Origin of the sequence: Roseburia inulinivorans DSM 16841 (assembly GCF_000174195.1) — a bacterium.
Lineage (GTDB): Bacteria > Bacillota > Clostridia > Lachnospirales > Lachnospiraceae > Roseburia > Roseburia inulinivorans.
On sequence record NZ_ACFY01000143.1, the window covers coordinates 13351 to 39342 of the forward strand.

Here is a 25992-nt window from a genome sequence, read left to right on the forward strand (position 1 = left end):
TCCTATTTCACAACTATTTTGTTGCTTTATTTTTTCCTAAATGTACTTTCATGACATACCACAGCTCTGTTGCGATGCAGATAGAAGAATAAGCACCACATACAAGACCTGCCATAAGTGGAAGTGAGAAATCGCGGATACTTGCCACACCTAAAATGTAGAGCATCACAACCATGATAAAGGTCGTGATAGAAGTATTAATACTTCTGGACAATGTCTGTGTCAGACTCTTATTTGCAACTTCACGCAATTCCTCCGCAGTCTGTTTTCCGGTCTTTAATGCCAGGTTCTCACGGATACGGTCAAAGATAACGATCGTATCATTGATAGAGTAACCTACGATGGTAAGAACACATGCAATAAAAGTACTTCCTACAGAAATACGCACAAGTGCATATACTGTGATCACAACAAGAACGTCATGAACCAATGCAAGGATCGCACTTGCTGCAAATCTGATATCTTTAAAACGGAACCAGATGTAAAGTAACATAAAGATACAGGACACGATAACCGCTTTCAATGCATCGGAACGCATCTCACCACTGATGGTAGAACTGATACTCTGGGAAGTGATGGTGGATGCATCCACATCACAATTTTCTGCCAGTGTATCTTCCAATTCCTGACGCTCATCAAGACTTAAGGTACGTGTCTTAATTGTAACCTGTGTTGTTCCTTCTACTTTTGTTGCCTGCACATCGGAATCCCCGGTTACTTTTTCCACATAAGGAACGATGTCATTCTCGATATCTTCGATGGTCATATCTTTGCCAAAATCAGCCGTTGTAGAAGTTCCACCCATAAAGTCAAGACCATAGTTCAATGCCTTGCCCTCTGTTGCGGAATGTACTCCCATACTGATCAGTCCGGCAGCGATAATGATACCGGAAATTGTAAAGAATACTGCTTTTTTTCCAATAAAATCAATGCTCTTTCTCTCTTTTGCACGACCGTAAAGTTTTTCACTCTTAAGTCCCAATGCATACAGAGAATACAGAATGTATCTGGTCACAACCATTGCTGTAAAAAGGGAAAGGATGATACCGATCATTAACGTATAGGCAAAACCTTTTACGGTACCGGAACCTAACGCCATAAGCACAACAGATGCGATCAGGGTTGTAATGTTACCATCTAAGATAGCTGACATCGCTTTCTGGAAACCGATCTTCATAGATGTCTGGACCGATTTTCCGGTTGCGATCTCCTCGCGGATACGTGCAAATACGATAACGTTCGCATCCACCGCCATACCGATACCAAGGATAATACCTGCGATACCCGGAAGCGTCAGTGTAATATCAAATAAATATAAGGTTGCGATCACTAAAGTTGTATAAATTGCAAGCGCTAAGGATGCTGCAATACCCGGTACTGCGTACATCACGATCATAAATACCATGACGATCGCAAGTCCGATCGCACCTGCCTTTAAACTGGAGGCGATCGCCTGGCTTCCCAACTGTGCTCCTACGACAGAGGACTCTAACTCGGAAAGCTGTAAAGAAAGAGAACCGATACGGATCTGGGTTGCCAGATTATCTGCCTCTTCAAAAGAAGACATTCCTGTGATCTGTGCTTCACCACCTGTGATTGCACTCTGCACCTGCGGATAACTGATCGTCTCCCCATCATATACGATTGGAAGGTTCTTGCCAATATTCTCGCTTGTTACTTCACCGAATATCTTTGCACCTTCGTCTGTTAACTTTAAAGATACAATATATTGTTTGTTTCCATATCTGTCGGTCGCTGTTGCTCCCTGAGCATCTTCCACCATGTCACCGGTCATGAAAACTGATCCATCCGGCATCTGGAACTCTAAAGATCCCGGATTTCCAAGATCCTCTAAAATCTCATTTGCATCCTGCACACCAGGGATCTCAACCGTAATTCTGTCGTCTCCAACCTGATATACGGAAGCTTCTGTACTGTAACTGTCTACACGTTTCTGAAGTTTATAAATGGTATCACTCATATCTTCAGCACTTGGATTCTCGTCCACTACCTGATAAGTAATGGAAACACCACCGGAGAGATCCAGTCCCAGAGGAATTGACATATCTTCGCCGACTCCAGTGGATGAAAGAATAATTGATGCATAATAGGCAAGTCCCACAAACGCTGCAAGGATCACTGCCAGTATGACTGCTGCTTTACTCTTCTTCATTGTTTTTTCCTTCCTATTCTTCGTCTGCCTCGGCAGCCTTAATCATGATCGCGCATTCGATACGCTTTTTCTGAAGTGCACATCCGATGTCGTATGCATTATGGATATCTCCATGGAAATTATAGGAGTTTGCTGCACATCCGCCACTGCAATAAAATTTTGCAAAACAATTACGGCATTTTTCTTTCGCATAAACATTGCAGCACTTAAATTCATCACAGATATCCTGACGCTTGATACCCTCGTCCACATTGCCAAGTAAGAAATCTTCGTTTCCTACAAACTGATGGCATGGATAAAGGTCACCCCAAGGTGTCACTGCCAGATACTCTGTTCCTGAACCACAGCCGGAAAGACGTTTTGCCACGCACGGTCCACCCTCCAGATCTATCATAAAATGGAAGAAGTTGAAATCATTTCCATTTTTATGTCTCTTTACCATCTCAGCAGCCAGCTTGTCATATTCCTCATAAAGCTGTGGAAGATCTTCCTCACGGATCGCATAATCCTCGGTCGGCTGTGCCACTACAGGCTCTACTGAGATCTGTTTGAATCCAAGATCTGCCAGATGCAGCACATCATTGGAGAAATCAAGGTTATTGTGTGTGAAAGTACCTCTCACATAATACTTGTCCTGATTGCGGCTATCTGCAAATTTCTGGAACTTCGGCACGATCAGGTCATAGCTTCCTGCTCCCTTGCGGAATGGTCTCATATGATCATGGACTTCTTTTCTTCCGTCAATGCTTAAAACCACATTGCCCATTTCTTTGTTGGCAAATTCCATGATCTCATCATTTAATAAAACGCCGTTTGTAGTAAGTGTAAAACGGAAGTTCTTGTTGTGGATCTTCTCCTGCTCTCTTCCGTAGGCTACGAGGTCTTTTACAACCTGCCAGTTCATAAGAGGTTCTCCACCAAAGAAATCCACCTCTAAGTTTCTTCTGTTACCGGAATTTGCGATCAGGAAATCCAAGGCTTTTTTACCGGTCTCAAAGGACATCAATGCCCTTCTTCCATGATACTCGCCCTCTTCTGCAAAGCAGTAACGACAGGCAAGATTGCAGTCATGTGCGATATGTAAACAAAGGGCTTTTACAACGGTCGGACGCTTTTTGAAATCCATCATATAGTTTTCATAGGTGTCCTTTGTGAAAAGTTCCTCATTTTTGATCAATGTCTGAACTTCGTCAATCGCTTCTTCTACTTCTTCTTTTCCATATTTGCCGGATAATGCAGTTACAATCTCTTCCGCAGAGGTATCTGCTACGTTCTCACGTGCAGCATACATCTCAATGACATCATATGTCACATCGTCAACTACGTGGATTGCACCGCTGTTTACATCCAAAACAATATCATAGCCGTTGTTCTTATACTGATGAACCACTATAATATTTCCTCACTTTCTATCATCTTTTCCTCATAATATGTGCAATCATTACACATATCTATAACGTACAAATGACCGCACGCTGCGCGAACGGTCGTTTGTGAGTGTCATTATTCACTTTTGAGTTAAAACTTATTTGTTCTCGCAAGTCTGGTTTCCTACTGTGCAGGATGTCTTGCAGGCAGACTGGCAGGATGTCTGACATTCGCCGCATCCACCTTTTTTTACTGTGTTCTGTAATTTTCTAGTATTTAATGTTTTAACGTGTTTCATGATTATTTCTCCTTTAAAAATCTTTTTCACTGCTTTATAGTATAACACATAGTTTTTCATAAGAAAAGCATTTTTTTAACTGATCATGCCGCCGGCAGTTCCCGCACACGCACAGAGCACCCAGGTTGTGATCATTTTCACCGGTTCAATGCCTGCTCCCCCCTTTATGATCAGTGAGACGGCAAACAAAATTCCAAAATAAACCGTTCCTGCCACAAATCCCCAGAGGAACTTTTTATCCCTGATCTTTTTTCCCATCAGAATGCCTCCAGTCAGCCCCGTTATGATATAAATAACGATCACTGCCACTTTGACAACTGCCTCCGAGAGCTCCAGCCGGTATAAAAGCAATGCCAGAAGCAATAACAATAACGCACTTATGATAAACATGATAAAAACAACCATTGCCAACACTTTTGCCGGGTTTTCCTTTGCATCTCTCGCCCTTAATCTCAATCCTGTTCCCAATCCGCCACCGCCAGACTTTCACTTCTGTCTATATATATGAAGCAATCCGGATGCTTATGCGGATTTTTTTCAAAGCCCGCTTATGTTATTCCGGGATAGATGAAATCTTTCTCCCTTTTTACAGGTAACGGATGCTGTAAGAAGCCTCAAATGCCTGCTCCGGCTCCACTGCGTTCTCGTATGCCCGTCCCTCTAATGTGCCCTCAAAATCATCCGCATCACATCTTCCATACCACGGTTCAATGCAGACAAACGGTGCATCTTTTCCTTCCGGTGACCAGATTGCAAATAAAGGTGCATCAAAATCCATGGTCACATAAGGCTTTCCATCCGGTGTGACCAGTGAAACTTCCCCAGTCTGTTTTCCTTCCACCATATAAGTGCAGCGGTCAAAAAATCCCGGTGTAAAGTACACTTTCTCATCCTCCAGCGGGATCACAATATCTTCACTCATTACTGCCAGTCCGGTATCCGGTGTATTTCCATGATGATGCACTTCCTTTAGTCCTGCAAATTGCAGACCATATCCAAGCTTATTTTCTTCGCCGTTAAATGGGCATAAGAAAGCCGGATGTGCGCCGATAGAAAAATATAAGGTCTTTGTATCCGGATTTTCCACTTTCCACATAACTTTTAATTCATTGCCTGTCAAATTGTATCCAATTTTCAAAACAAACGCGAATGGATACTTTTCCATCGTTTCCTCATTGGAATGTAAAGAAAACCAGATGGTATCCTCTGTCCGGGATTCCATGGTATGTTCCATATCCCTTGCAAAGCCGTGCTGCCCTATTGCATACGTTTTTCCGCCATAGCGGTACTCTTTATTTCTGCAGTTCCCCACAAACGGAAACAACACAGGGGAGGTTCTTCCCCAATATTTTTTGTCCGCATACCACATGTACTCTTTATCGTCGGATTTTCTCTTTACGGATTTTAGTTCTGCCCCAAAAGAATCGATCTCCACACGCAATGTGTCATTTTCCAAAACATATCTCATACAATCCTTCTCCTTGTCATCTAAATATCGTAGCAGGCAATTGCGAAACTCATCCTACTCTTCTTTCAATTGTTCAAAATCAACAAAATTTTCGAAAACACGCTCCCGCTACGTGTCGCTGGTAACGGTACTAAGAAGCCAGTCACGATTGACATCGTACCTGCCTTCTAAGTACCGACCGCTTCCCAGTGTTTTCTCAAGCTTTTGTTAATTTTTCACAATTCAATTTAGATTTTCATGAGTTTCGCAATTGTCTAAAAATATCGTAGATGACAAAAAACACAATTGTTTTCGCAATCACCTACGATATGAAATACAATTTTATAATTCGCAGTTATTTACCGTTCTTGGGAATGGGATAACGTCACGGATATTGGACATACCTGTCAGGTACATGACGCAGCGCTCAAATCCAAGTCCGAATCCTGCATGTCTTGCAGAACCGTATTTGCGGAGGTCAAGATAGAAACCATAATCTTCCTCTTTCAGTCCAAGTTCATTGATCCTTGCAAGTAATTTTTCGTAATCATCCTCTCTCTGGCTTCCTCCGATGATCTCACCGATGCCAGGAACCAGACAGTCTACTGCTGCAACTGTTTTTCCGTCCGGATTCAGCTTCATGTAGAAAGCTTTGATTTCCATTGGATAATCAGTTACAAATACTGGGCGTTTGAATACCTGCTCGGTCAGATAACGCTCATGCTCGGTCTGAAGATCGCAGCCCCAGGATACTTTGTAATCAAATTTATCGTTGTTCTTCTCTAAGATCTCAACTGCTTCTGTGTAAGTCACACGCGCGAAATCAGAGTTTGCAACATGCTGTAATCTCTCTAACAGCCCTTTATCGATAAAGCTGTTGAAGAATGCCATCTCTTCCGGTGCATTCTCTAATACATAGTTGATGACATATTTTAACATGCTCTCAGCTAAGATCATGTCATCCTCTAAATCTGCAAATGCGATCTCCGGCTCGATCATCCAGAACTCTGCTGCGTGTCTTGTCGTGTTGGAGTTTTCTGCACGGAAAGTAGGTCCAAAGGTATAGATGTTCTTAAATGCCATCGCATAAGTCTCACCGTTCAGCTGTCCGCTTACAGTAAGATTGGTCGGTTTATTGAAGAAGTCTTTGCTGTAATCTACTTTTCCATCCTCTGTCATTGGAAGATTGTTCATGTCAAGTGTGGTTACCTGGAACATCTCGCCGGCGCCCTCACAATCACTTCCGGTGATCAGTGGTGTATGCACGTACACGAAATCCCTCTCCTGGAAAAATTTATGGATTGCATAAGCGCAGAGGGAACGCACGCGGAATACAGCCTCAAAAGTATTAGTTCTCGGTCTTAAATGAGAGATAGTTCTCAGGTACTCAAAGCTGTGTTTTTTCTTCTGCAATGGATAATCCGGTGTAGAAGGACCTTCTACTTCCACTTTTTCAGCCTGAATCTCAAATGGCTGTTTTGTGCCCGGAGTTGCAACTAATTTACCGGTAACGATAATCGCTGCTCCGACATTTAATTTTTCTACCTCTTCAAAATTTTCCAGAACATCGGAATAAACAACCTGGACCGGCTCAAAAAAAGTTCCGTCGTTTACCACGATAAATCCAAAGTTTTTGGAGTTACGGATGTTTCTCACCCAGCCACCGATCGCGATGGTCTGATCCACATACTCATCCTGTCTGCGGAATAAATCTCTTACATTTACTAATTCCATTTTTCTACTCTCCCTTTCTCTCATCAACGTCTGTCGACTCTTTTATGATCTCATACCTCTGTTTCGGTATCGTTTTCTTATTCTTCTGTGCTGTCTGCGGATTCTGTACTTTCCACAGACTCTGTCGTTTCTTCTACTGCGTTCTCCGTAACCTCTGCTGTCTCTGCCAATTTATCTAAAACTAATCCTGCAAGATAAATCACACGGATCTGATTCTTTCCGTAAACAGAATCGCCATAACCATAGTTACTATATAACGTATCAGCATCACCGAAACCGCCGCTGCTTACGATCGTGCTTACATAATCTTCAAACTCCGTATCGTCAATCTGGATATCTTCTTTTTCTGCAATGGCTTTTACGATCAGTTCTAACTTGATACTGCTCTCCACACTGTCAGACCATTCCTGCTCGATGCTCTCTTCTGTATAGCCGTAAGAGCTGAGTACCGTTTCCATCTGGCTCTCATCCCCGGAGCAATAGCGGTCAATGAAATTGGCACGGATTGCTTCGATCACATCAGATCTGTAATCTGCCGGCATATCAACGGTACAATTTTCTAACAGATAATCCTCCAAAGCGGAGTAAATATCATTTTTATGAGTGCTCTCTGCGCTTGACTCCAGATACTGGCGTACCTGCTTGTACACTCCATCCACGGAATCCGCACCAAACTGTTTCGATGCAAATTCATCATCCATCGTATCCATGGTCACTTCCTTCTGGATAGAATTGACCGTAAACGTAAATACAACTTCTTTACCGGCAAGATCCGGGTTATTCGGGTATTCATCCGGGAACGTCACATTAGAATCGATCACATCGCCTACTGATGCACCGACCAGTCCGTCTGTAAATCCATCAATGTAACCGGAACCGCTTGTGGAAGAATTGTTGGACACATCAATATTCTGATCCTCTGCTGTTCCGCCGTCAAACGCCTCACCGTCTAATTTTCCGACATAGTCTACGTTTACAATGTCGCCCTCTTCCACTGTTGTCTTGTCCGGATCAGCCGTATAAAAAGGTCCTCCCTGTGTAAAAATCTTTTCCACATAATCAAGCACATCCTGATCTGTGACGTCATAATCTCCTGAAATCGTAACCGGGATTGCACTGTAGTCACACAATGTCACATAATCCGATCCCTTCAGATCATATTGTGCAAGCGGAACTGCCGGCACCTCTTCTGTGCTTTCGGTGTTCTCTACTGCTTCCGTTGCCTCAACTGATTCACCTTTGCTGCCGCATCCTGTCATGCTGATCGCTGTGGATACACACAATAAAAGTGCTAACACTCTCTTTTTCATTTAATCTTACCTTTCTTTTCCTCATTTCCTTTTCCGGCTTTTCTGCCGGAAATCCAAAAGACGGAGTCTGCCGTCTAACTTTTATAACATATCACAATTTTCCCTAAAATAAAAGGTATTTCCCCAAAATCACATTGCTTTTTCCAAAAATCAATGCTACAATAAAACACGAATTTGAAATTAGGGAGGATTTTCGTTGTGAGTCCAGTAACAATTGTATTATTAGTTATTTTAGCAGTGCTTATTGCTGCAACAATTGCTTTAATTTTCCTCGGAAAGAAAGCTCAGAAGAGAAAAGACGAGCAGGATGCACAGCTTGCTGCAACTGCACAGACTGTTACTATGTTGATTATTGATAAGAAGAGGATGCGTCTGAACCAGTCCGGTCTGCCACAGGCAGTCATTGACCAGACACCAAAGCTTATGCGCCGTTCCAAGCTTCCGATCGTAAAGGCTAAGGTCGGACCAAAGGTTATGACTCTGATCGCTGATGATGCATGTTTTGATATGATCCCTGTGAAAAAAGAAGTCAAAGCTACAGTAAGTGGTATTTATATCACGAAAGTAACCGGTGTCCGCGGTCCATTAGAGAAACCGGAAGGCAAAGTAAGCTGGAGAACCAAGTTAAAGAGAAAAGCTGAGAGCGCCAACAAAGAACTTCAGAAAGAGAAAAAATCCATGAATGAAGAAAAGGCCGCTAAGAAATCTAAGACAAAATAAGAATGGACAGGTAAGGCTTCCAGCCCGGAGGGGTTGGAAGCCTTTTTTCACTTCTTCCTTATTTCTTCAATACAAATGAAGCTTTATTATCTGTCAAACTATCTTTTCCGATAAATATTTCGAATTCTCCTGCTTCGCTCTCATAGATTCCATTCTCCGTCAAAAAAAGAAGCTGCTGTTCTGTTATGGTAAAAACTACCTTCTTTTCCTCTCCCGGACGAAGCGTAACCTTCTTAAAATCTTTCAATTCTCTGACCGGACGCACTACAGAAGCCGCAATATCATGGATATAAAGCTGCAGGGTTTCTGTTCCCGTGCAGTTTCCTGTATTTTTTACAGTTACCTCCGCTTCGATCTGTCCCGATGTATCCATCCATGTCCGATCCAAATGAATATCTGATACCTCAAATGTTGTGTAACTCAGACCGTATCCAAATGGATACAATGGCTCATTTGGAATATCCAGATATTTCGAGCGGAATCTGTCTTTATCTTTGCCTTCTACATGTGGGCGTCCTGTTGAATATTCATTATAATGTACCGGTACCTGTCCTACACAGTATGGAAAACTCATCGGCAGTTTTCCGCTTGGATTATATTTTCCAAATAAAGTGTCCGCAATTGCCCTCGCTCCTTCTGTTCCAGGCAGCCACACCTGAAGGATGGCTTTTGCCTTTTTGTTTATTTCACGTATGTCTAACGGGCGTCCTGAAAATAAAACCACTACAATATTTTGATTGACTTCCGCAATTCTATCAAGCAATGCTTCCTGTACCTCAGGGATTCTGATATTTGCGTTACTGGTTGCTTCACCCGACTGTAAACGGTCTTCTCCTATTGCAAGTACAACAATATCTGCCTCTTTTGCTGCCTGTACTGCCTCACGCAGCATATGATCCTCCTGCTCCTGCGTATAAGATTGCTGCTGCTGTTCTCCAAATCCTTCCAGACATACATCCGCCCCTAACATTGGTGATCCCTGGCAAAATGTACTGTTTTCTGAAACGTACTGTTCCTGTACTGCCTCATGCAGCGTCATAACATCTTTTGCATCTGCGATAAATGACCAGGCACCAAACAGGTTTCTGTTATCTACATACGGACCAATAAAGGCGATCTTTTTCTGTTGATCTAAAGGCAGGATATGTTCCTCATTTTTCAACAAAACAAAAGATTTCTTTGCAGCTTCCCTAGCCAGTTTCCGGTGCTCCTCACATAAAATATATTCCTGTTCTTTTTTCTGATCTGCATCTTTATATGGATTCTCAAAGAGTCCCAGATTATTTTTAAGCCGCAGAATACGAAGACATGCCTCATCTATAAGCTCTTCTCTTATTTTTCCATCCCTGACCATCTGACACAGATTTTCACTGTAAATTCCTGTCATCATGTCAATATCTACGCCTGCTTCCACTGCACGCACTGCTGCTTCTTCTCTGTCTGCACAATATCCGTGATAAATGGTCTCCTCGATGGCTGCCCAGTCTGATATAAGTACACCATCGAACTTCATCTGCTCTCTTAAAATGTCCCGCATCAACTTTTTATTTCCGGTTGCCGGGATTCCGTTAACTGTATTAAAAGATGTCATAACAAGAGCTGCACCTGCATCTATTCCCGCCTGATACGATGGCAGATAGAACTCTCTGAATGTATGTTCTGAAAGTTCTACCGTATTATAATCTCTCCCTGCTGTCGGTGCACCATATCCTGCAAAATGTTTGACACATGCTGCAATTGCATAGTTATCTTTCAAGCTGTTTCCCTGAAATCCACGCACCATTGCTGCACAGAATAGACTGTTCAGGTAAGGATCTTCTCCCGTTGATTCCATGACACGTCCCCACCTTGCATCTCTTACCAGATCTGTCATAGGTGCAAATGTCACATGAAGACCGCTGACCGAAGCCTCCTTTGCTGCCACAGATGCACACTGTTCTGACAATTCCGGTTCAAAGGAAGCTCCCTGCGCAAGCGGAATTGGAAACACCGTCTTATAACCATTTATGACATCTAGCATAAACAGCAATGGAATATGGTGCGGATGCTTTTCCATATAGTTTTTTTGTATACTTTTCAGGGTTTCAGCGCCCATGGATCCGATGACTGATCCTGCAAGATTTACATTGTCTTCTGTAAATCCCTTATCTGCCATAGGACCTGTGACAACGATTTCACCATTAAAAAATCCTCCTGTCACCTGACTCATCTGATTTACTTTTTCTTCCAGAGACATGTCTCTCAAAAGTTCTGTTAATTTCTGTTCTGTCATACGTGTGTTTCCTCTCCAAATTTCCTTCTATATTCCAGTGGTGTCAATCCTGTATTCTCCTTAAACATTTTTGTAAAATAGGAAAAATTACTATATCCAATATGTAATGAAACCGTATTGATTGGAATACTGCTGCCACACAAAAGTTTTTTTGCTTCGTCTACCCTTTTCTGCAATATATAATTGCTTATAGATACTCCCTTTTCTTTTTTGAACATCCGAGACATATAGTCTGTATTCAAATAGACTAATTCTGCCAGTTCATCTCTGTGTATCTCTTCCCTGAAATGACTGTCAATATATGTACATATCTGATCTGCGACAGAGTCTTCTTTTGTGATATATAATTTATATCCAACCGCTTTCCGCATCAAATTTTCTACATACTCCATCATTTCGTTAAATCCATTTACAGCGCCAAGCATGTAATTCTCACTCTCTTTATCTGAAAAAAGTGCATTGGCATAAATCCCCATCTCTGACAGCCATACATACACCATCTGTGTAACATCCGTCCTTAATGACAGCAAAAACTGCCGTGTGATCATCTCATTCTTCCTGACTGTCTCCAGATAACTGCGTATGCTTGCTATGACTGCTTCCACTTCCTCCCCTGCCAAAAGGGTTATATTCTAGCACCAACCATTTTTCTTCTTGAAAAAAAAGATGCGAACTTACTTATATCTTTCATCTAAGTTCTTACACTTTTCCTTAATCTTGTGACGTAAAGGTTCTGAGTGCAATACCTCAACAAAGTCTGAACTCTGTATAGCCCACGATACCATTGTATCGGAAACACACTTCACTTCTATACAATCCCATATATCATCTATATGTTCTACGAACTGATATTCCATGATCAGTTGAATCTGATCCTCTTTACAAACACGTTTACTCATAATGATTGCGCTCCTTTGAGATAGTGTGAAATGTTAGCATTTCCTAGCAATCATTATAGTGTCTCATTCATAAAGTGAATCCAATGTAAGCAGCAAAACATCCTCATCCGCCAATTCCGCAAACCAGTCCGTATATCCAGACAACGAAAAGAAAATATACTTCGTAACCTCATATTTTGCATTGATCAGTTTTCCTCTTCTGATCAAAGTTTCATAAATCCCCTTGTCAATCTTTTCATTCTTGAACTTGCACTCTCCAACAACCGCCTTTTTATCTGTCTCGGATAATGCAACAACATCTATATCGGCAGACTGTGATCTTATCTCACCATTCTTATCTCTTACATTCTCCGCTCCCCACCAGGTGCCTACTGATGTAATAAAACAGCCATATTCGCCCATGATGCCTTTCATCAAAGTATAGTACCTGCACATTTCTTCAAACACAGAACCCATAAAAGAATGTAAAACCGGTTTTACGGCCTTTTTATAATAAATCTCTCCCTGTCCCATCTCGATCACGCTGGTAGCCTTGGGAATGAACTCATACCAGAATTTAAACATATAATCTTTTAGAACATACTGCGTTTTCTTTTTATTCTTCTCATCTGTAATGCACTTCTTTTTTCAATCAGGCCAACACTGATCAATTTGTCCAGTGAATATAATACTGTCTGTTCTTTCTCTCCAATTTTTCCCGCAATCGTATTAAGCGTATTCCCGCCTGATGCAATCTGCTCGACAATGTTATTTACAACCGATACATCTGCAAATTCCTGTGTCAGTAAATTTCTTGTCTCATCATATAAGTATCCATCTGTCTGAAAAAAAAGTCTTATAATATTTTCATCCATGCTCTTTGCCGGATCGATCATTGACAAATACTTTGCAACGCCTCCGGTAATTCCATAACAAATTGCTTTATCCTCATTCGAATAGTCCGAAACAAATTTTGCTGAATCCAGATAATTAAACGCTTCCAGTTTCATCTGCGAATCACGTCTTCCAAACAATGGACTTTTTTCACTCAGCACTTTCTGCTCCATGAAACTGAGTGAAGAACCGCATAAAATGATCTTTAGTTTTTTATTATTCCAGACTGTATCGATATATTTCTGTAATATGGATAAAAGGGCATCATCTTTTTCTGCCCAATACGGCAGTTCATCTATGACAAGTACCAGCTTCTCGTCACCAATATTTTTGTCGATAAAATCAAAAACCGCCTCTGTCGTATTAAAACTGATGTTTTCCACTCCTGGCATCAGCACATCCAGTACCTGTCTTGAAAACAATTCTAAGTTCCTATGTTTTCCAACTTTTGTTGCTGTGTAAAATATCGTTTTTTTATCTTTCACAAATTCCGTAATAAGCGTAGACTTTCCGATACGTCTACGCCCATAGATAACGATCATGCCAATTCTGTCTTTTTCATAGAATTCTTTTAAGGATGCTAACTCTCTTTCTCTGCCAATAAACATAGAAATCACCTTTCTGCAAATTCGGTTTGTTTTTATTCAAATTGATTTTGTTAAAATTGATTTGAATAAAATATAACATATCATATGATATCTCGCAATCCTCTTTTAGTTTTCCCTGACAGCGTGGTACAAAAATTCAGCTTCATCAAAAGAAGATGGACTATAATACACATCAATTCCATCACTAGCTTTTTCTAAAATATAATACTCAAAAATAACCGTATCATCTTCATACACCTGTGCCGGGTATTCCAGATATACTTTGTTTTCCTCTTCATTTTTTACATTTGTTTCATTTGCCAGAAATCTATAGGTGTCCTCCGATTCATAATCAGAAATATCAATGCCATCCTCTGTCGCTTCAATCATTAATCGACCTGTTCCATAATCGGAAGTATAATGATACGTTCCGATCATTGCTGATAATTCTTCAAATCCTGCATCAGATTCTGAATTTGTGCCCTTTAAATCATCTCCAAGATCAAAATCAGACGGATACACATATTCATCAACATCCAAACTTTCATGATCAAATATATGATTGTCTGATTTGTTGCTGTCTGTGCAGGCTGCAACCAACATCATTATTGCAAACACCAGACCGATTGTGAATGCCATTTTACAATTTTTCATAATACACTACCTCAACTTCACGATTATCATATCATGTGCAAAAACGTCACATGATTGACATTCATCGTTCGCCGAATGCATAAATGCATTCTTCTCACTTGCACTCGTTATATCCTAAAATCCTTCGTATCCTTCGACATGATATTCATGGAAATGCTGCACTCTGCCAGATGTTCATAATTGACTTCCAGCTTATAATCGACCTTGATGTCAATGTTGTCTTCTGTCTCATTCACTTTCACGTCTGTGGCGTTGATTCCGACCAGCAGATTTCCAAACGGTGTGTTGTAGTATGACATATTTTTCTTGTTTTTCTCAAACATCATATGCACATTGGTCACACCCTTTTTAGTGACATCCAGAAAATCATCATTTACTTTGATAACGCTTTTCGTCACGCCGTCAAAGCCTTCCTGCACTTCATCATACAGAATATAGTGCTTTCCATTTTTCTTATAGTAGTTTCCGGTTGTGATAATCTCTACCGGGCCGTTATCCTGATCTTCTGCAAACTGTAAACCACTGATTTTCACAAGTACATCTTTTGTCATTTATGTAAACCTCTTTTCTGTTTCGCGTCATTGTCTTTTCAAGCCATATATTAGCGTGTTTCTTATAATTTAGCAAGCGTAAGCTTTTTGAAACATTGTTTTCTTATAAGTGTGCTGCTTTATTTTAGTTTTCAGCCAGCTTCTCCAGATACGGATTCAACCACGAAAAATATTTCATTCTAACCTGATAGTCTCCTTCTGCCAGCACCTTCTCATACTCTTCTGTGGTCAGTACCTCACGCAGCTTTTCTCCTGCTTCCTTATCGACCACCTCATACATGCTGTCTGAAAAACACATGTTAGGATACATCACACACCACCAGTTATGTCCGTTTCCTTCTCCGATCACAATGCGGAGTGCCTCGTAATCTCCCGCCGGAAAGGTGTAGCTTCCATAGTTTTTTACCGGAAACGAAGTGTGTTCCAGCTCCGCTGTCACATCATAGTCATAACCGTTTTCTGCGATCGTCTCTGCTGCGGCATCCTCAATTTCACCGAGACTCTGGCGCACAACCAGCTCACATTCTTCCAGATTTTCCACATCTGCCAGTTTTTCCTGCATATAACTTCCCACCGCATCACGCACTGCAAGTTTTAAGTTCTGGTCTGCCTCGCTGTCGCTGTTCGCCAGCACATGAAACCGCAGCACTTTGTCCGAAATCGTCTGCTGCAGTCTCGCCTGTCTTGTATACAAAATACCGCATCCCAATGCAGCGCACATCAGACTTCCAACTCCTATGTATCCGATCCATTTTCTTGCCATAATTCAAATCTCCTTTTCACTTGCAAAAATATAGGCGTTTGCAAAACTCATCCTACTCTTCTTTCAATTGTTCAATTTAGATTTTCATGAGTTTCGCAATTGTCTATGCTAAAATAGATAAGTGCGAAACTCGCTCATAGAATATGTTATATTGCGAAAAATAAACAGAAATATCGTACCGCTGCAAGTGACACATAGCGGGAGCGTGTCTTGAATATTTTTGTTCATTTTTCGCAATCTTCATAACCTAAATTCGAGTTTGGCTCATCGACCTTCTATCCCTACATTGAATAATTCCCGAAAACTTTGCATTTATTCCGATTTCCAGTTTATTTCTACCAGATATTGGATTTTGATGTCTTTCTCATAAGCGGCAGGAGTGTTTTGATACTTAAAATACCATGTGCGGTTATCGGCGCCGAGATTCCGGTAGCTGTTTGTGATATCGATTTCTTTCTCAAGTGCATGTGTGGCGGCCGCATTCAGATAGTCCTCCATCCGGGTGTTGAGAAGCTGCTCTTTTTCCCTTGTCATTTTTTCATAAGAAGTGTTAGTTATGTTTGTTTCTGTATTCTCTGCTTCTGCGTTTGCCGGATTTTCACTTGCAGAAACTGTGCCGCTTAAGATTTCGCCTTCTCCTGTCACAGTCACTGCGACAATCTGCTCTGTCAGACCTCCGACACCGATTTTTTCTGTTTCTTTGACTCGACAGGAAGCTGCATCCACTTTCACATAAAGTTCCGGTGCAAGTTGTAAGGTGTAATCATCCGCAAAGTTCTGCGTGAAGAATGCTGCACGCGCGGTATCCGTATCGACAAGCCCCGCCGCCCTTCCACGTTTCCAGACTTCATAGGCTGTAATCTGCGGTTTCTCGGTATCATCCTCCACTGCCCCGGACTGCTCCCCCTCTATATCGACAAAAGGAATATAAAGTGTCTCCAAGTGATTAACCCGCTCCTCATAGAGCATGCCAAGCGTCGGATACGCTTTCTGGTCAATGCCCGATGTGTTTTCCAGCAGTTCTTCCAGATAATTTCCAAGCAGCACATCAAGTTCTCCCTCTGTCTGCGCCAGACGGTCACAGCTTTCCGTCGTCATCACATAAGCGTTCCACGGAACCTCTTTTTCCTGCTCCAGCATGGATAGCATATCTTCCACTTCCGCCTCTTTTTCCAGAAAAGACCTCTCAATGAGCACCACTTTCAAATGGTTGTAATCCACCTCTTTGTTTCCTGCATACTCATGATTCAGCCACACATTTTGGAAATCGTCCTGATCTCTGATATTCAAAAGAACCGGGAATGCCTTATCCTCAAGTTCTGCGACATTACACCCCTGCAAAAAAAGACACCCAAATAAGAAGCATACCAACACCACCACACGCACTTTTTTCTTATGATTTTTTCTCTCATCCTTATTTTCTTTGCTGCTACGCTCCTCCATTCCTCGATTCGGCTTTCTTCCGGTCAGACACAGCAGTACCGGCACGCCAACGACAAAAGGTGTTCCAATCTTCCACAGCAGGAATGTCACGCAGTCCAAAAACTGCTGATTTCTGTAAAACAGCACTGTCACGCCATACACCAGAAGAAGCAGAATGAGATACGGCAGCATTCTTTTTTTCCCTTCCAGATAACCGCCGCAGTCACGGATCACTTTTTCAGCCAGATTTCCACTGTAAAAAACCATGCTGTTTAGCATCGCATACAGCGTAAAAAACCAGATGCTGAACATAAAAGCATCCGTCCTCTTCAAAAATCCGCCCGTCACCTGCACGCGGCTCATCATCGTGACCGCCGGAAATTTCATCTGAGCCAGTGCCTCGACGCCAAACAGCCCGATCAGGATCAGATACAGTGCTGCAAATACGCCACCGGAAAACCAGACCGCTTTTTCTGCTGCACCAACGCATTTCTTACGATCCGCAACATATTCTTTCAGGAACAGTACGATCGACACCATGGAATAACAGAAAAGCACATAATAGCTGCCGCTTAACACTTCTTTTCCATCCGCCACAAAAACCGGGCTCCAGTAGGCTGGCTTCACCTCCCTGCACGCCGCAAATAACATCAGAAACAGCGGTATCATCAGAAACCAGAACAGCATCTCGTACACTCTCGCCCTGCCCTCGATCCCGCCCGCCATTCCATAAAACGCGAGCAGCAATATCAACAACAGCACCAGATAAAAGCTGATGTTTTCCACAAGCCCATTCAACATCAGCGTGGAAAACAGATACGCCGTGTACGAAGCCATAAGGATAAAATACAGAAAATATCCGCCCCAGAGCACATAACCGCATACTTTTCCACACTTCTGCTTCAAAAAGTCGGGATAATTTGTTTTCATTCCTTTCAACAGATATCTCAATAATTTCAAGTACAAAAACGTGGACAAAATCCCCGCCAGAATGCAAAAAATCCCGTCGCGCCCTGCCGTATCTGCAAGCATTGTCGGCAGCAGCAGCGTTCCCATTCCAAGAAAGTCATACGTCAGAAGTCGGAACACCTGTCTGCCTGAAATTTGATTGTTTTCTGAGAACATACTTCCCCCTATCTCTTCTAACATCTGCGCATTTTTTCATCAGATTTCCATTTATCTTAAGATAAAAACTTTTCTCAACCTATCTCTTCTTTGAAAACGTCAGCTTTGTCCGCTCTTTCGGATTTGCATAAATCGGACGTTTGCGCAGTTTCCGGAAAGGCTGCCGCCAGATAAAATCCCGCTCATCCTCATAATTGTTCAAATCTGCTCCCACAAACGGCATGAGATACGGGATGCCAAAGCTTGTCAGATGCGACAGATGGGTGAGCACCGCAAGCAGCCCAAGCAGCATGCCAAAGTAGCCAAGCCACGCACAGATTCCAATAAAAAAGAATTTTAAAATGCGGAACGCCGTGGCAAATTCTTCATTCGGGATCGCAAAGGAACAGAGTGCGGTAAAGGAGATCACAATCACCACGATCGGACTGACCAGATTCGCCTCTACCGCTGCCTGTCCAATGATCAGTCCTCCCACGATTCCGATGGTATTTCCCATTGCACCGGGAAGCCGCACGCCCGCCTCCCGCAAAAGTTCAAACGACAATTCCATGATGAGTACTTCCACGACTGCCGGAAATGGGACACCCTGCCTCGCCTCAGCAAACGACAAAAGTAGTGTAGTTGGAAGTATCTGTGTATGAAAATTAGTCACTGCAAGATAAAATCCCGGCAGCGTCATTGCAAAAAAGGATGCGAGATACCGCAGGATCCGCCCGAACGTCGCAATCTCAAAACGGCTGTAATAATCGTCACTGGTGCGGATAAATGAATTGTAGTCCGTCGGCAGTATCAGTCCGATCGGCGAATTATCGCACATCACGATCACTCTGCCCTCTAATACCGCCATGGCCGCCCGGTCAGGACGCTGCGTTGTCTGAAACTGTGGAAATGGCGAATACCATTTTTTCTCTGCCAGCTGTTCTAACATTCCGCTGTCTAATATCCCATCGATTGTGAAATCCTGCAGCCTCTTTTCAATTTCTTTTACAAGTCCCGGGTTTGCAAGGTCTTCCACATACACAAGGTAGACGTTCGTGTTCGATCTAATCCCGGCCTTCAGTCCCCTCACTTTCACACGGGGCGAGCGGATCCTTTTCCGGATCAGCGCCGCATTCTGCTTCACAGAATCGCAGAAACCTTCGTTGGAGCCACGGATTACTTTTTCCGAATCCACCTCTGTGATCCCCATATTCGGATAACCATCATCCGGTATTTTCACTGCCCGGTCAAAACCGTCCACAAAAAGAATCGCCTCCCCGGTGAGCAGACCGCTCACAGCCTCCTCAATGGTCGGAAAATATGTTGCATCCGAAATTCCAAGCGCATTTTCCTGCAGTGTACAAAGGATCTCATCCCTTGTCAGTCCATTTAAGTATTTTAAAGTCTCTCCGAGTGCGGACGTTCCCATGTCCACGGACACTTCAATAAAGGTCAGATAACAGGCGGTATCCTGATTCCTGCCAAGCTTCATCTGCTTCTTTTTAATGTCCGCACAGTCATGAAAATAAAATTCCATTTCCTCTATATTTTGCGTTAAATCCGTCGATACCGGACATTTCTGATTTTCCGACATTTCCAGCTTGTTTCCTTTCTATTAATTCCCCCTAATACGAAAGAGGATAAGCAAAATGCTTATCCTCTTTCTAGTCTGTACGGTTTTCCATTTTTTATGCAGTTTTCCTGTCCTCCGGGCAGTTACTTCTTATTCCTGCTCCTGGATCATAGCCTTAACTGCGACTGCCTGATTCTTCACATGCTGGTGCATTGTCTCTGTCACCTGCATTTTATTTTTGCGGACTAATCCCTCCACGATGTCTTTGTGCTCCTTCATGAGCGTCGGGTAATTATTCTCATCTTTCAGATATTCCACACGATAGCGGTACATCTGCTCCCGGAGGTTATTTAACATATTCACAAGCTTCGGGTTACCGGTTGACTGGTAAATAATATCGTGAAACTTTACATCCGCCTCTGCGATTTTTTTCACATTATCTGTCTTAGTGGATTCCTCAAACTCATGCATGGTCGCAACCAGCTCTTCTAACTGTTCCTCAGAAATCTGCTCACATGCAATTTTTGCCGCAAGCTCGTCTAACGCTTCACGGATCTGAAGGACATCCTCCATATCTTTCTCCGTCATTTTGGCAACTTCCGCGCCTTTTCTTGGAATCGTAACGGCAAGTCCCTCCTGCTCAAGCATACGGATCGCCTCACGGATCGGTGTACGGCTGACACCAAGTTTTGCCGCAAGCTGCAGCTCCATCAGCCGCTCGCCCGGTTTTAATTCCCCTTTTAAAATAGCCTCTCTTAACGTGTTAAACACAACATCTCTCAGCGGAAGATACGCATCCATATTCAATGTTAAATCTTCTGTCATCTTTGATACCATGCCTTTCTACTTACGCGCGTTATTATAAATACTCGTTAAATATACCTGTTTTGCAAGACCGGAGGCTTTCATCGCCTCGTATGCCTCTACTGCCGTCGCTTCCTTGTCAAAAAGACCGAAAACCGTCGGACCACTGCCACTCATCATAGCATTCACAGCGCCATGCTCCATCATGTGATCTTTGATGTCTGCGATCACAGGATAAGCCGGGATTGTCACTGTCTCTAAGACATTTCCCATATCTGCTGCAATTTTATATAAATCTTTCTCTCTGATATCTGCCACAAGCCGGTCAATATCCGGGTGTACCATATCAGAGCCTAACTTCAGATTGTCATAGACGAACTTAGTAGAAACACTGATCTGCGGTTTTGCGATCAAAACAGGACATTTCACCATCGGCGGAAGCTTCGAAAGCTTCTCTCCTATGCCCTCTGCCAAAGCCGTTCCACGCATAATGCAGTACGGAACGTCTGCACCGATCTTCACACCGCGCTCCATCAGTTCTTCCCTTGTCAGTCCCAGATCAAAAATCTGGTTCATACCATATAACACTGCCGCTGCGTCCGTGCTTCCCCCTGCCATCCCGGCAGCTACCGGAATGTACTTGTGCAGCCATACATGCACGCCATCTTTTATCGCAAACTCATCCTGCAAAAGCTTTGCCGCTTTATAGACAAGATTGTTCTCATTCGTCGGCAAAAAAGAAAGATTCGTTTCCATCGTGATCTCACCGGAAGTATTCTTCGAGATCTCCAGCCTGTCAAACAAATGAATGGTCTGCATCACCATGCGGACCTCATGATAACCATCCTCTCTTTTTCGTACCACATCCAGCCCAAGATTGATCTTAGCCAGCGCCTTTACTGAAATATCCTTCATCGGTTAGTTTCTCCTTACCAAAATCGTCGCTAACACGCATTGATTGTACCTAAAATAAAACTTGTTTTTTTTGTGTTTTTTGTATACAATTAGTATCTTATCATTTTATGTCCAAAAGGTCAATCGGCACTAAACTTTTTTCTTTGCCGGTCCGATATAATTAACAGAACCATGGAAGGTTAATAACTATTCATTCAGGTGGCTGAACATTTTGTTTTCTGTAAAAACAAATGCATCCAGCTTCGCCAGACAAGGAGGATCATATGGCAATCAATTCCATTAACACTGTGACTGCTGCCGCAGCAGCATCTACACAGACAACAACAAAATCAGCAGAAAAGACATCCGAGACAACGAAAAAGGCAGCTTCTTCCAAGACAGCTTCCGGTGTCATTTATGAGAAGAGTTCTGACTCCAGGACAGACAAGGCTTCCAATAAAACAACAAACAAGACCGACAACGCAGCGATCGTTGCAAAGTTAAAAGCTGACGCAGAGCAGCGCACTGCACAGCTCCGCAGCATCGTTGAGCAGATGATGACCAAGCAGGGTGTTGCGATCGGCACCGCAGATGATATGTGGAAATTCCTTGCAAAAGGTGATTTTACCGTATCAGCCGATGTGAAAGCACAGGCACAGGCAGATATCGCAGACGACGGTTACTGGGGTGTAGAGCAGACTTCCGACCGTATTCTTGATTTTGCAAAAGCTTTATCCGGTGATGATCCTGACAAGGCAGACGCTATGTTAGAAGCTTTCAAGAAAGGTTTCGAACAGGCAACCAAAGCATGGGGAGATAAACTTCCGGATATTTCCCAGAGAACCTACGACGCAGTTGTCGAGAAATTCAACAAATGGAAAAACGGAACAGAGGATGCTTCCACTGAGGCATAATTCATAAAAAAGACCTGCGTGTACCTATGTCATGCGAACATCATGACATTGTACACACAGGTCTTTTTCTTTTGCTTTTCAGCGGTTAAAAACTTACTATTATTCTCCTAAAAGCTTCTCAATGCTTGCGAGCTTGACACAGACAACAAAGATGTCGATCGCAGTCGTAAGATCTTCCAGGCTTGGATAGGATGGTGAGATACGGATGACAGAATCATGCGGATCTTTTCCATATGGGAAAGGCGCACCCGCCGGAGTCATCACAACCCCTGCTTTTTTTGCTTTTGCCACAACATTTTTTGCACATCCATCCAGTGTCTCATATGTGATGAAGTATCCACCCTTCGGGCTGTACCAGCTTCCGGCTCCGAGTCCTTTTAATTCTCTTTCAAATGTATCCAGGATCATTTCAAATTTTGGACGGAGAGAATCTGCGTGTTTGCGCATATGCTCTGTGATTCCGTGGATATCTTTGAAGAAACGGACATGGCGCAGCTGGTTTACCTTATCATGACCGATGGTCTGGATCTTCAACTGTTTCTTGATATCCTCTAAGTTGTTGGCAGAAGTTGCAATTGCTGCCACACCGGAACCAGGGAATGTGATCTTGCTTGTAGAACAGAATTTGTAAACCATATCCGGGTTTCCTGCTCTCTTGCATTCTTTTAAGATCTCGATCAGATGATCCTGGTTAATATCATATAAATGATGCACGCAGTATGCGTTATCCCAGTAAATACGGAAATCTTTTGCTGCCGGTTTTAATCTTGCAAAACGGCGAACCGTCTCATCCGAATAAGTGATTCCCTGTGGATTGGAATATTTTGGCACACACCAGATACCTTTGATCGCCTCATCTTTGCTCACAAGGTCTTCCACCATATCCATATCCGGTCCGGTCGGAAGCATCGGTACGTTGATCATCTCAATGCCGAAATATTCTGTGATTGCAAAATGTCTGTCATATCCCGGTACCGGGCACAAAAATTTTACTTTATCTAATTTACACCATGGCGTATTTCCCATTACACCGTGCGTCATGGAACGGGAGATGGTGTCATACATAATGTTAAGGCTTGAGTTACCATAAATGATGATATTGTCCGGATTACACTCGATCATATCACCGATAAGCTGTTTTGCTTCACTGATACCGTCCAGCACACCATAGTTTCTGCAGTCTGTACCATCATCACAGGTCAGATCAACACCGGAAGTCAGTACATCCATCATTCCCATCGAAAGGTCTAACTGTTCCTGGGATGGCTTACCTCTGGACATATCAAGTTTTAAGCCTCTCTGCTGGAATTTTTTGTATTCCGCTTCCAATCCTTCCTTCTCTTTCAATAACTCTTCTTTTGTCATTTCCTCGTAGGACTTCATCTCTAATTCCTCCTGCTTTTTAATATATGTAAAGATCCAATACCGGAAAAATGTGCTCTGCTCATCAGCCTGTGAAACAGAGATCATCTCATGCCCGGAATGTTCTCTTACTCCTCTTCTGGCTCACCCTTGATCTTTTTGAAATATTCACGGATCTTCTTCTCGTAGCCGTTCTCACCCGGGACGTAGAACTTCCGGTCTGTCAGTCCGTCCGGCAGATATTGCTGCTCCACATAATGATCCGGATAATCATGTGCATATTTATATCCAACACCATGCCCCAGTTTTCCGGATGACTTATAGTGTGCATCCTGTAAATGAACCGGGATCGGCGCTGTTTTCGTATTCTTTACTGCTTCCATCGCATCGAAGATCGCATTGACTGCCGAGTTGCTCTTTGGCGCACTTGCCACATACGTGACCGCCTGCGACAAAATAATCTGTGCCTCCGGCATACCGATACGCTCAACTGCCTGTGCTGCTGATGTTGCGACAACGAGTGCCATCGGATCGGCATTGCTCACATCCTCCGCTGCGCAGATCATAATCCTTCTTGCGATGAACTTAATATCTTCCCCCGCATAAAGCATTCTGGCAAGATAATAAACGGCTGCATCCGGGTCAGAGCCGCGCATGCTTTTGATAAACGCAGAGACTGTATCGTAATGGTTATCTCCTGTTTTATCATAGCGCACCACACGTTTCTGGATACATTCACTGGCAACCTCAAGTGTGATATGGATTTTTCCATCATCACTCCGCTCCGTTGTCAGAATGCCAAGTTCGATCGCTGTGAGTGCTGCTCTTGCGTCTCCGTTTGCCACGTCCGCAAGAAAATCCAGTGCCTCTTCCTCAATGACTGCATCGTAAGCGCCCATTCCTTTTTCCTTATCATTCACCGCCCGGAGAATCAGCGTCTTAATATCTTCCGTGGACAGATTCTTCAGCTCAAAAATAATGGAACGGGACAAAAGCGCTCCATTCACCTCGAAATATGGATTCTCGGTCGTTGCACCAATTAAGATCACAGTTCCGTCCTCCACAAACGGAAGGAGATAGTCCTGCTGTCCCTTGTTGAAACGGTGGATCTCATCGATAAACAGGATCGTCTTTTTGCCGTACATGCCCTGATTGTTCTTCGCCTGCGCAATAACATCCTCCATGTCTTTTTTCCCGGCGGAAGTTGCGTTGATCTGAAGGAACTCAGCGCTTGTGGTATTGGCAATGACCTTTGCCAGTGTCGTTTTTCCGGTTCCCGGCGGTCCATATAAAATAATGGAACTCAACTTATCAGCCTTGATTGCACGGTAAAGCAGCTTATCTTTTCCGATAATATGCTGCTGCCCTACCATCTCATCCAGCGTCGCTGGACGAAGTCTGGAAGCTAACGGCGATTCCTTTTCCCTGTTCTGTTCTCTCATATAATCAAATAAATCCATACAAAAAACCTTTCTTCTTGTCCGTGTAGTGCGTACACTTGACCATATTGAATATTCTAATTTCAAAACTTGCAATATTTGAGATCATAAATTCAATTTTTAGTATTTTATTCCAAAAATATGACGGATTTTATTCGTGAAAATTCATCGCAATTATTACATTACATGAATTTGCCCTGTTTGACAAGTGGATATTTCATTTTATCTTATTTTCCACGATTAAATTATGTTTTCTATAAGTTTTGCAATTACCTATATTGTCATTTTGACCTGTGTCATGTTTCTGAATTTAATGATATTATTGCATACATAGCCCTGCAAAAGCAACCTGTTTTATGTGGGGATATCCAACGAGCAGGAGGCGGTGTCTAACCGCCATCCTCTCAAAATATTTTCTCTGAACTCTTTGTGCCTATCGTTGAAATAAACTCTCCTTATGGGTATAATATAAAGAAATTACCAATACCTCAAAGGAGGGATTTTATGATAGAACAGCTAATTGCTGAAGCAACCGAATGTGATTTCAAAGTTGCACTTGAAATAAAGAAACCCAAAAGCTGGTTAAAAAGTGTCAGTTCCTTTTCTAATGGAATCGGCGGAACTCTGTTTTTCGGAATCTCTGATGACCGGAAACCTATCGGCTTGTCCGATGTTCAAAAGGATGCTGAGGCGATCAGCCGCTTAATCAAAGAACGAATCACACCATTACCTCAGTTTATCTTAAAACCATTACAGGAAGATGGTAAAAATCTATTAGCTCTGGAGGTTTCTCCCGGCCGCAGCACCCCTTATTATTACAAGGCAGACGGC

Annotated in this window: 24 protein-coding genes; 3 read left to right on the forward strand and 21 right to left on the reverse strand. The window is 42.8% G+C overall.

Annotated features, from left to right (window positions below):
* Positions 1–13: 13 nt before the first annotated feature.
* From secD to ROSEINA2194_RS14740, 7 genes are all read right to left on the reverse strand, one after another.
* Complete coding sequence (secD, locus tag ROSEINA2194_RS14710) at positions 14–2173, reverse strand: protein translocase subunit SecD (RefSeq protein WP_007889128.1); 2160 nt, start codon at positions 2171–2173, stop codon at positions 14–16.
* Positions 2174–2186: 13 nt separating this feature from the next.
* Positions 2187–3563, reverse strand: a complete 1377-nt coding sequence (gene scfB, locus ROSEINA2194_RS14715) for a thioether cross-link-forming SCIFF peptide maturase (protein ID WP_007889130.1) — start codon at positions 3561–3563, stop codon at positions 2187–2189.
* 135 nt (positions 3564–3698) lie between these two features.
* Positions 3699–3839: a six-cysteine ranthipeptide SCIFF gene (gene scfA / locus ROSEINA2194_RS14720; protein ID WP_021922063.1), complete on the reverse strand. Its 141-nt coding sequence runs from the start codon at positions 3837–3839 to the stop codon at positions 3699–3701.
* 75 nt (positions 3840–3914) lie between these two features.
* The gene (locus ROSEINA2194_RS14725; RefSeq protein ID WP_007889136.1) at positions 3915–4307 is read right to left on the reverse strand and encodes a TIGR04086 family membrane protein; all 393 of its coding nucleotides are present in this window, start codon (positions 4305–4307) and stop codon (positions 3915–3917) included.
* A gap of 118 nt (positions 4308–4425) precedes the next feature.
* Complete coding sequence (locus tag ROSEINA2194_RS14730) at positions 4426–5307, reverse strand: aldose 1-epimerase family protein (protein ID WP_007889138.1); 882 nt, start codon at positions 5305–5307, stop codon at positions 4426–4428.
* Positions 5308–5628: 321 nt separating this feature from the next.
* On the reverse strand, positions 5629–7020 hold the full coding sequence (gene asnS / locus ROSEINA2194_RS14735; protein WP_044928338.1) for an asparagine--tRNA ligase: 1392 nt from the start codon (positions 7018–7020) through the stop codon (positions 5629–5631).
* A gap of 77 nt (positions 7021–7097) precedes the next feature.
* On the reverse strand, positions 7098–8330 hold the full coding sequence (locus ROSEINA2194_RS14740) for a trigger factor (RefSeq protein WP_007889146.1): 1233 nt from the start codon (positions 8328–8330) through the stop codon (positions 7098–7100).
* 198 nt (positions 8331–8528) lie between these two features.
* Between ROSEINA2194_RS14740 and ROSEINA2194_RS14745 the strand changes: the two genes are divergently transcribed.
* The gene (locus ROSEINA2194_RS14745; protein WP_044928341.1) at positions 8529–9050 is read left to right on the forward strand and encodes a hypothetical protein; all 522 of its coding nucleotides are present in this window, start codon (positions 8529–8531) and stop codon (positions 9048–9050) included.
* A 58-nt stretch (positions 9051–9108) separates the two neighbouring features.
* On the opposite strand, the gene bglX is transcribed toward ROSEINA2194_RS14745, so the two are convergent.
* The 12 genes from bglX to ispE form a co-directional block, all read right to left on the reverse strand.
* Positions 9109–11322: a beta-glucosidase BglX gene (bglX, locus tag ROSEINA2194_RS14750; RefSeq protein WP_007889148.1), complete on the reverse strand. Its 2214-nt coding sequence runs from the start codon at positions 11320–11322 to the stop codon at positions 9109–9111.
* Positions 11319–11927 carry a helix-turn-helix domain-containing protein gene (locus ROSEINA2194_RS14755; protein ID WP_227970434.1) on the reverse strand — a complete coding sequence of 203 codons (609 nt, stop codon included), beginning with the start codon at positions 11925–11927 and terminating at the stop codon, positions 11319–11321. Before ROSEINA2194_RS14755 ends, bglX begins: the two co-directional genes overlap by 4 nt.
* A 69-nt stretch (positions 11928–11996) precedes the next feature.
* Positions 11997–12221, reverse strand: a complete 225-nt coding sequence (locus ROSEINA2194_RS14760; RefSeq protein WP_007889152.1) for a hypothetical protein — start codon at positions 12219–12221, stop codon at positions 11997–11999.
* 63 nt (positions 12222–12284) lie between these two features.
* Positions 12285–12785, reverse strand: a complete 501-nt coding sequence (locus ROSEINA2194_RS22230) for a DUF234 domain-containing protein (RefSeq protein WP_007889155.1) — start codon at positions 12783–12785, stop codon at positions 12285–12287.
* An 8-nt stretch (positions 12786–12793) separates the two neighbouring features.
* Positions 12794–13702 carry an AAA family ATPase gene (locus ROSEINA2194_RS22235; protein ID WP_007889165.1) on the reverse strand — a complete coding sequence of 303 codons (909 nt, stop codon included), beginning with the start codon at positions 13700–13702 and terminating at the stop codon, positions 12794–12796.
* 105 nt (positions 13703–13807) lie between these two features.
* The gene (locus ROSEINA2194_RS14775; RefSeq protein ID WP_007889167.1) at positions 13808–14335 is read right to left on the reverse strand and encodes a hypothetical protein; all 528 of its coding nucleotides are present in this window, start codon (positions 14333–14335) and stop codon (positions 13808–13810) included.
* Positions 14336–14442: 107 nt separating this feature from the next.
* The gene (locus ROSEINA2194_RS14780) at positions 14443–14886 is read right to left on the reverse strand and encodes a YwiB family protein (protein ID WP_007889170.1); all 444 of its coding nucleotides are present in this window, start codon (positions 14884–14886) and stop codon (positions 14443–14445) included.
* Between the two features lie 124 nt (positions 14887–15010).
* Positions 15011–15649 (reverse strand): stage II sporulation protein R, encoded by a 639-nt coding sequence (gene spoIIR, locus ROSEINA2194_RS14785; RefSeq protein ID WP_007889172.1) that lies wholly within the window; start codon positions 15647–15649, stop codon positions 15011–15013.
* Positions 15650–15961: 312 nt separating this feature from the next.
* The gene (locus ROSEINA2194_RS14790) at positions 15962–18196 is read right to left on the reverse strand and encodes a GerAB/ArcD/ProY family transporter (protein WP_044928344.1); all 2235 of its coding nucleotides are present in this window, start codon (positions 18194–18196) and stop codon (positions 15962–15964) included.
* Positions 18197–18275: 79 nt separating this feature from the next.
* Positions 18276–19769 (reverse strand): spore germination protein, encoded by a 1494-nt coding sequence (locus ROSEINA2194_RS14795; RefSeq protein ID WP_007889176.1) that lies wholly within the window; start codon positions 19767–19769, stop codon positions 18276–18278.
* Positions 19770–19898: 129 nt separating this feature from the next.
* Entirely contained in the window at positions 19899–20573 is a 675-nt protein-coding gene (locus ROSEINA2194_RS14800) for a GntR family transcriptional regulator (RefSeq protein ID WP_118203676.1), read from the reverse strand.
* Between the two features lie 18 nt (positions 20574–20591).
* On the reverse strand, positions 20592–21467 hold the full coding sequence (gene ispE, locus ROSEINA2194_RS14805) for a 4-(cytidine 5'-diphospho)-2-C-methyl-D-erythritol kinase (RefSeq protein WP_007889179.1): 876 nt from the start codon (positions 21465–21467) through the stop codon (positions 20592–20594).
* Between the two features lie 263 nt (positions 21468–21730).
* On the opposite strand from ispE, the gene ROSEINA2194_RS14810 reads away from it, so the two are divergent.
* On the forward strand, positions 21731–22360 hold the full coding sequence (locus ROSEINA2194_RS14810) for a hypothetical protein (protein WP_217284422.1): 630 nt from the start codon (positions 21731–21733) through the stop codon (positions 22358–22360).
* A gap of 99 nt (positions 22361–22459) precedes the next feature.
* Here ROSEINA2194_RS14810 and ROSEINA2194_RS14815 read toward each other — a convergent pair whose 3' ends face one another.
* Together ROSEINA2194_RS14815 and ROSEINA2194_RS14820 are read right to left on the reverse strand one after the other, a co-directional pair.
* Positions 22460–23743: an aspartate aminotransferase type Ic gene (locus tag ROSEINA2194_RS14815; RefSeq protein ID WP_021923340.1), complete on the reverse strand. Its 1284-nt coding sequence runs from the start codon at positions 23741–23743 to the stop codon at positions 22460–22462.
* 107 nt (positions 23744–23850) lie between these two features.
* Positions 23851–25182: a replication-associated recombination protein A gene (locus tag ROSEINA2194_RS14820; protein WP_007889186.1), complete on the reverse strand. Its 1332-nt coding sequence runs from the start codon at positions 25180–25182 to the stop codon at positions 23851–23853.
* A 483-nt stretch (positions 25183–25665) separates the two neighbouring features.
* Between ROSEINA2194_RS14820 and ROSEINA2194_RS14825 the strand changes: the two genes are divergently transcribed.
* Positions 25666–25992: AlbA family DNA-binding domain-containing protein (locus tag ROSEINA2194_RS14825; RefSeq protein ID WP_044928347.1), on the forward strand; the 327-nt coding region annotated here is incomplete at its 3' end.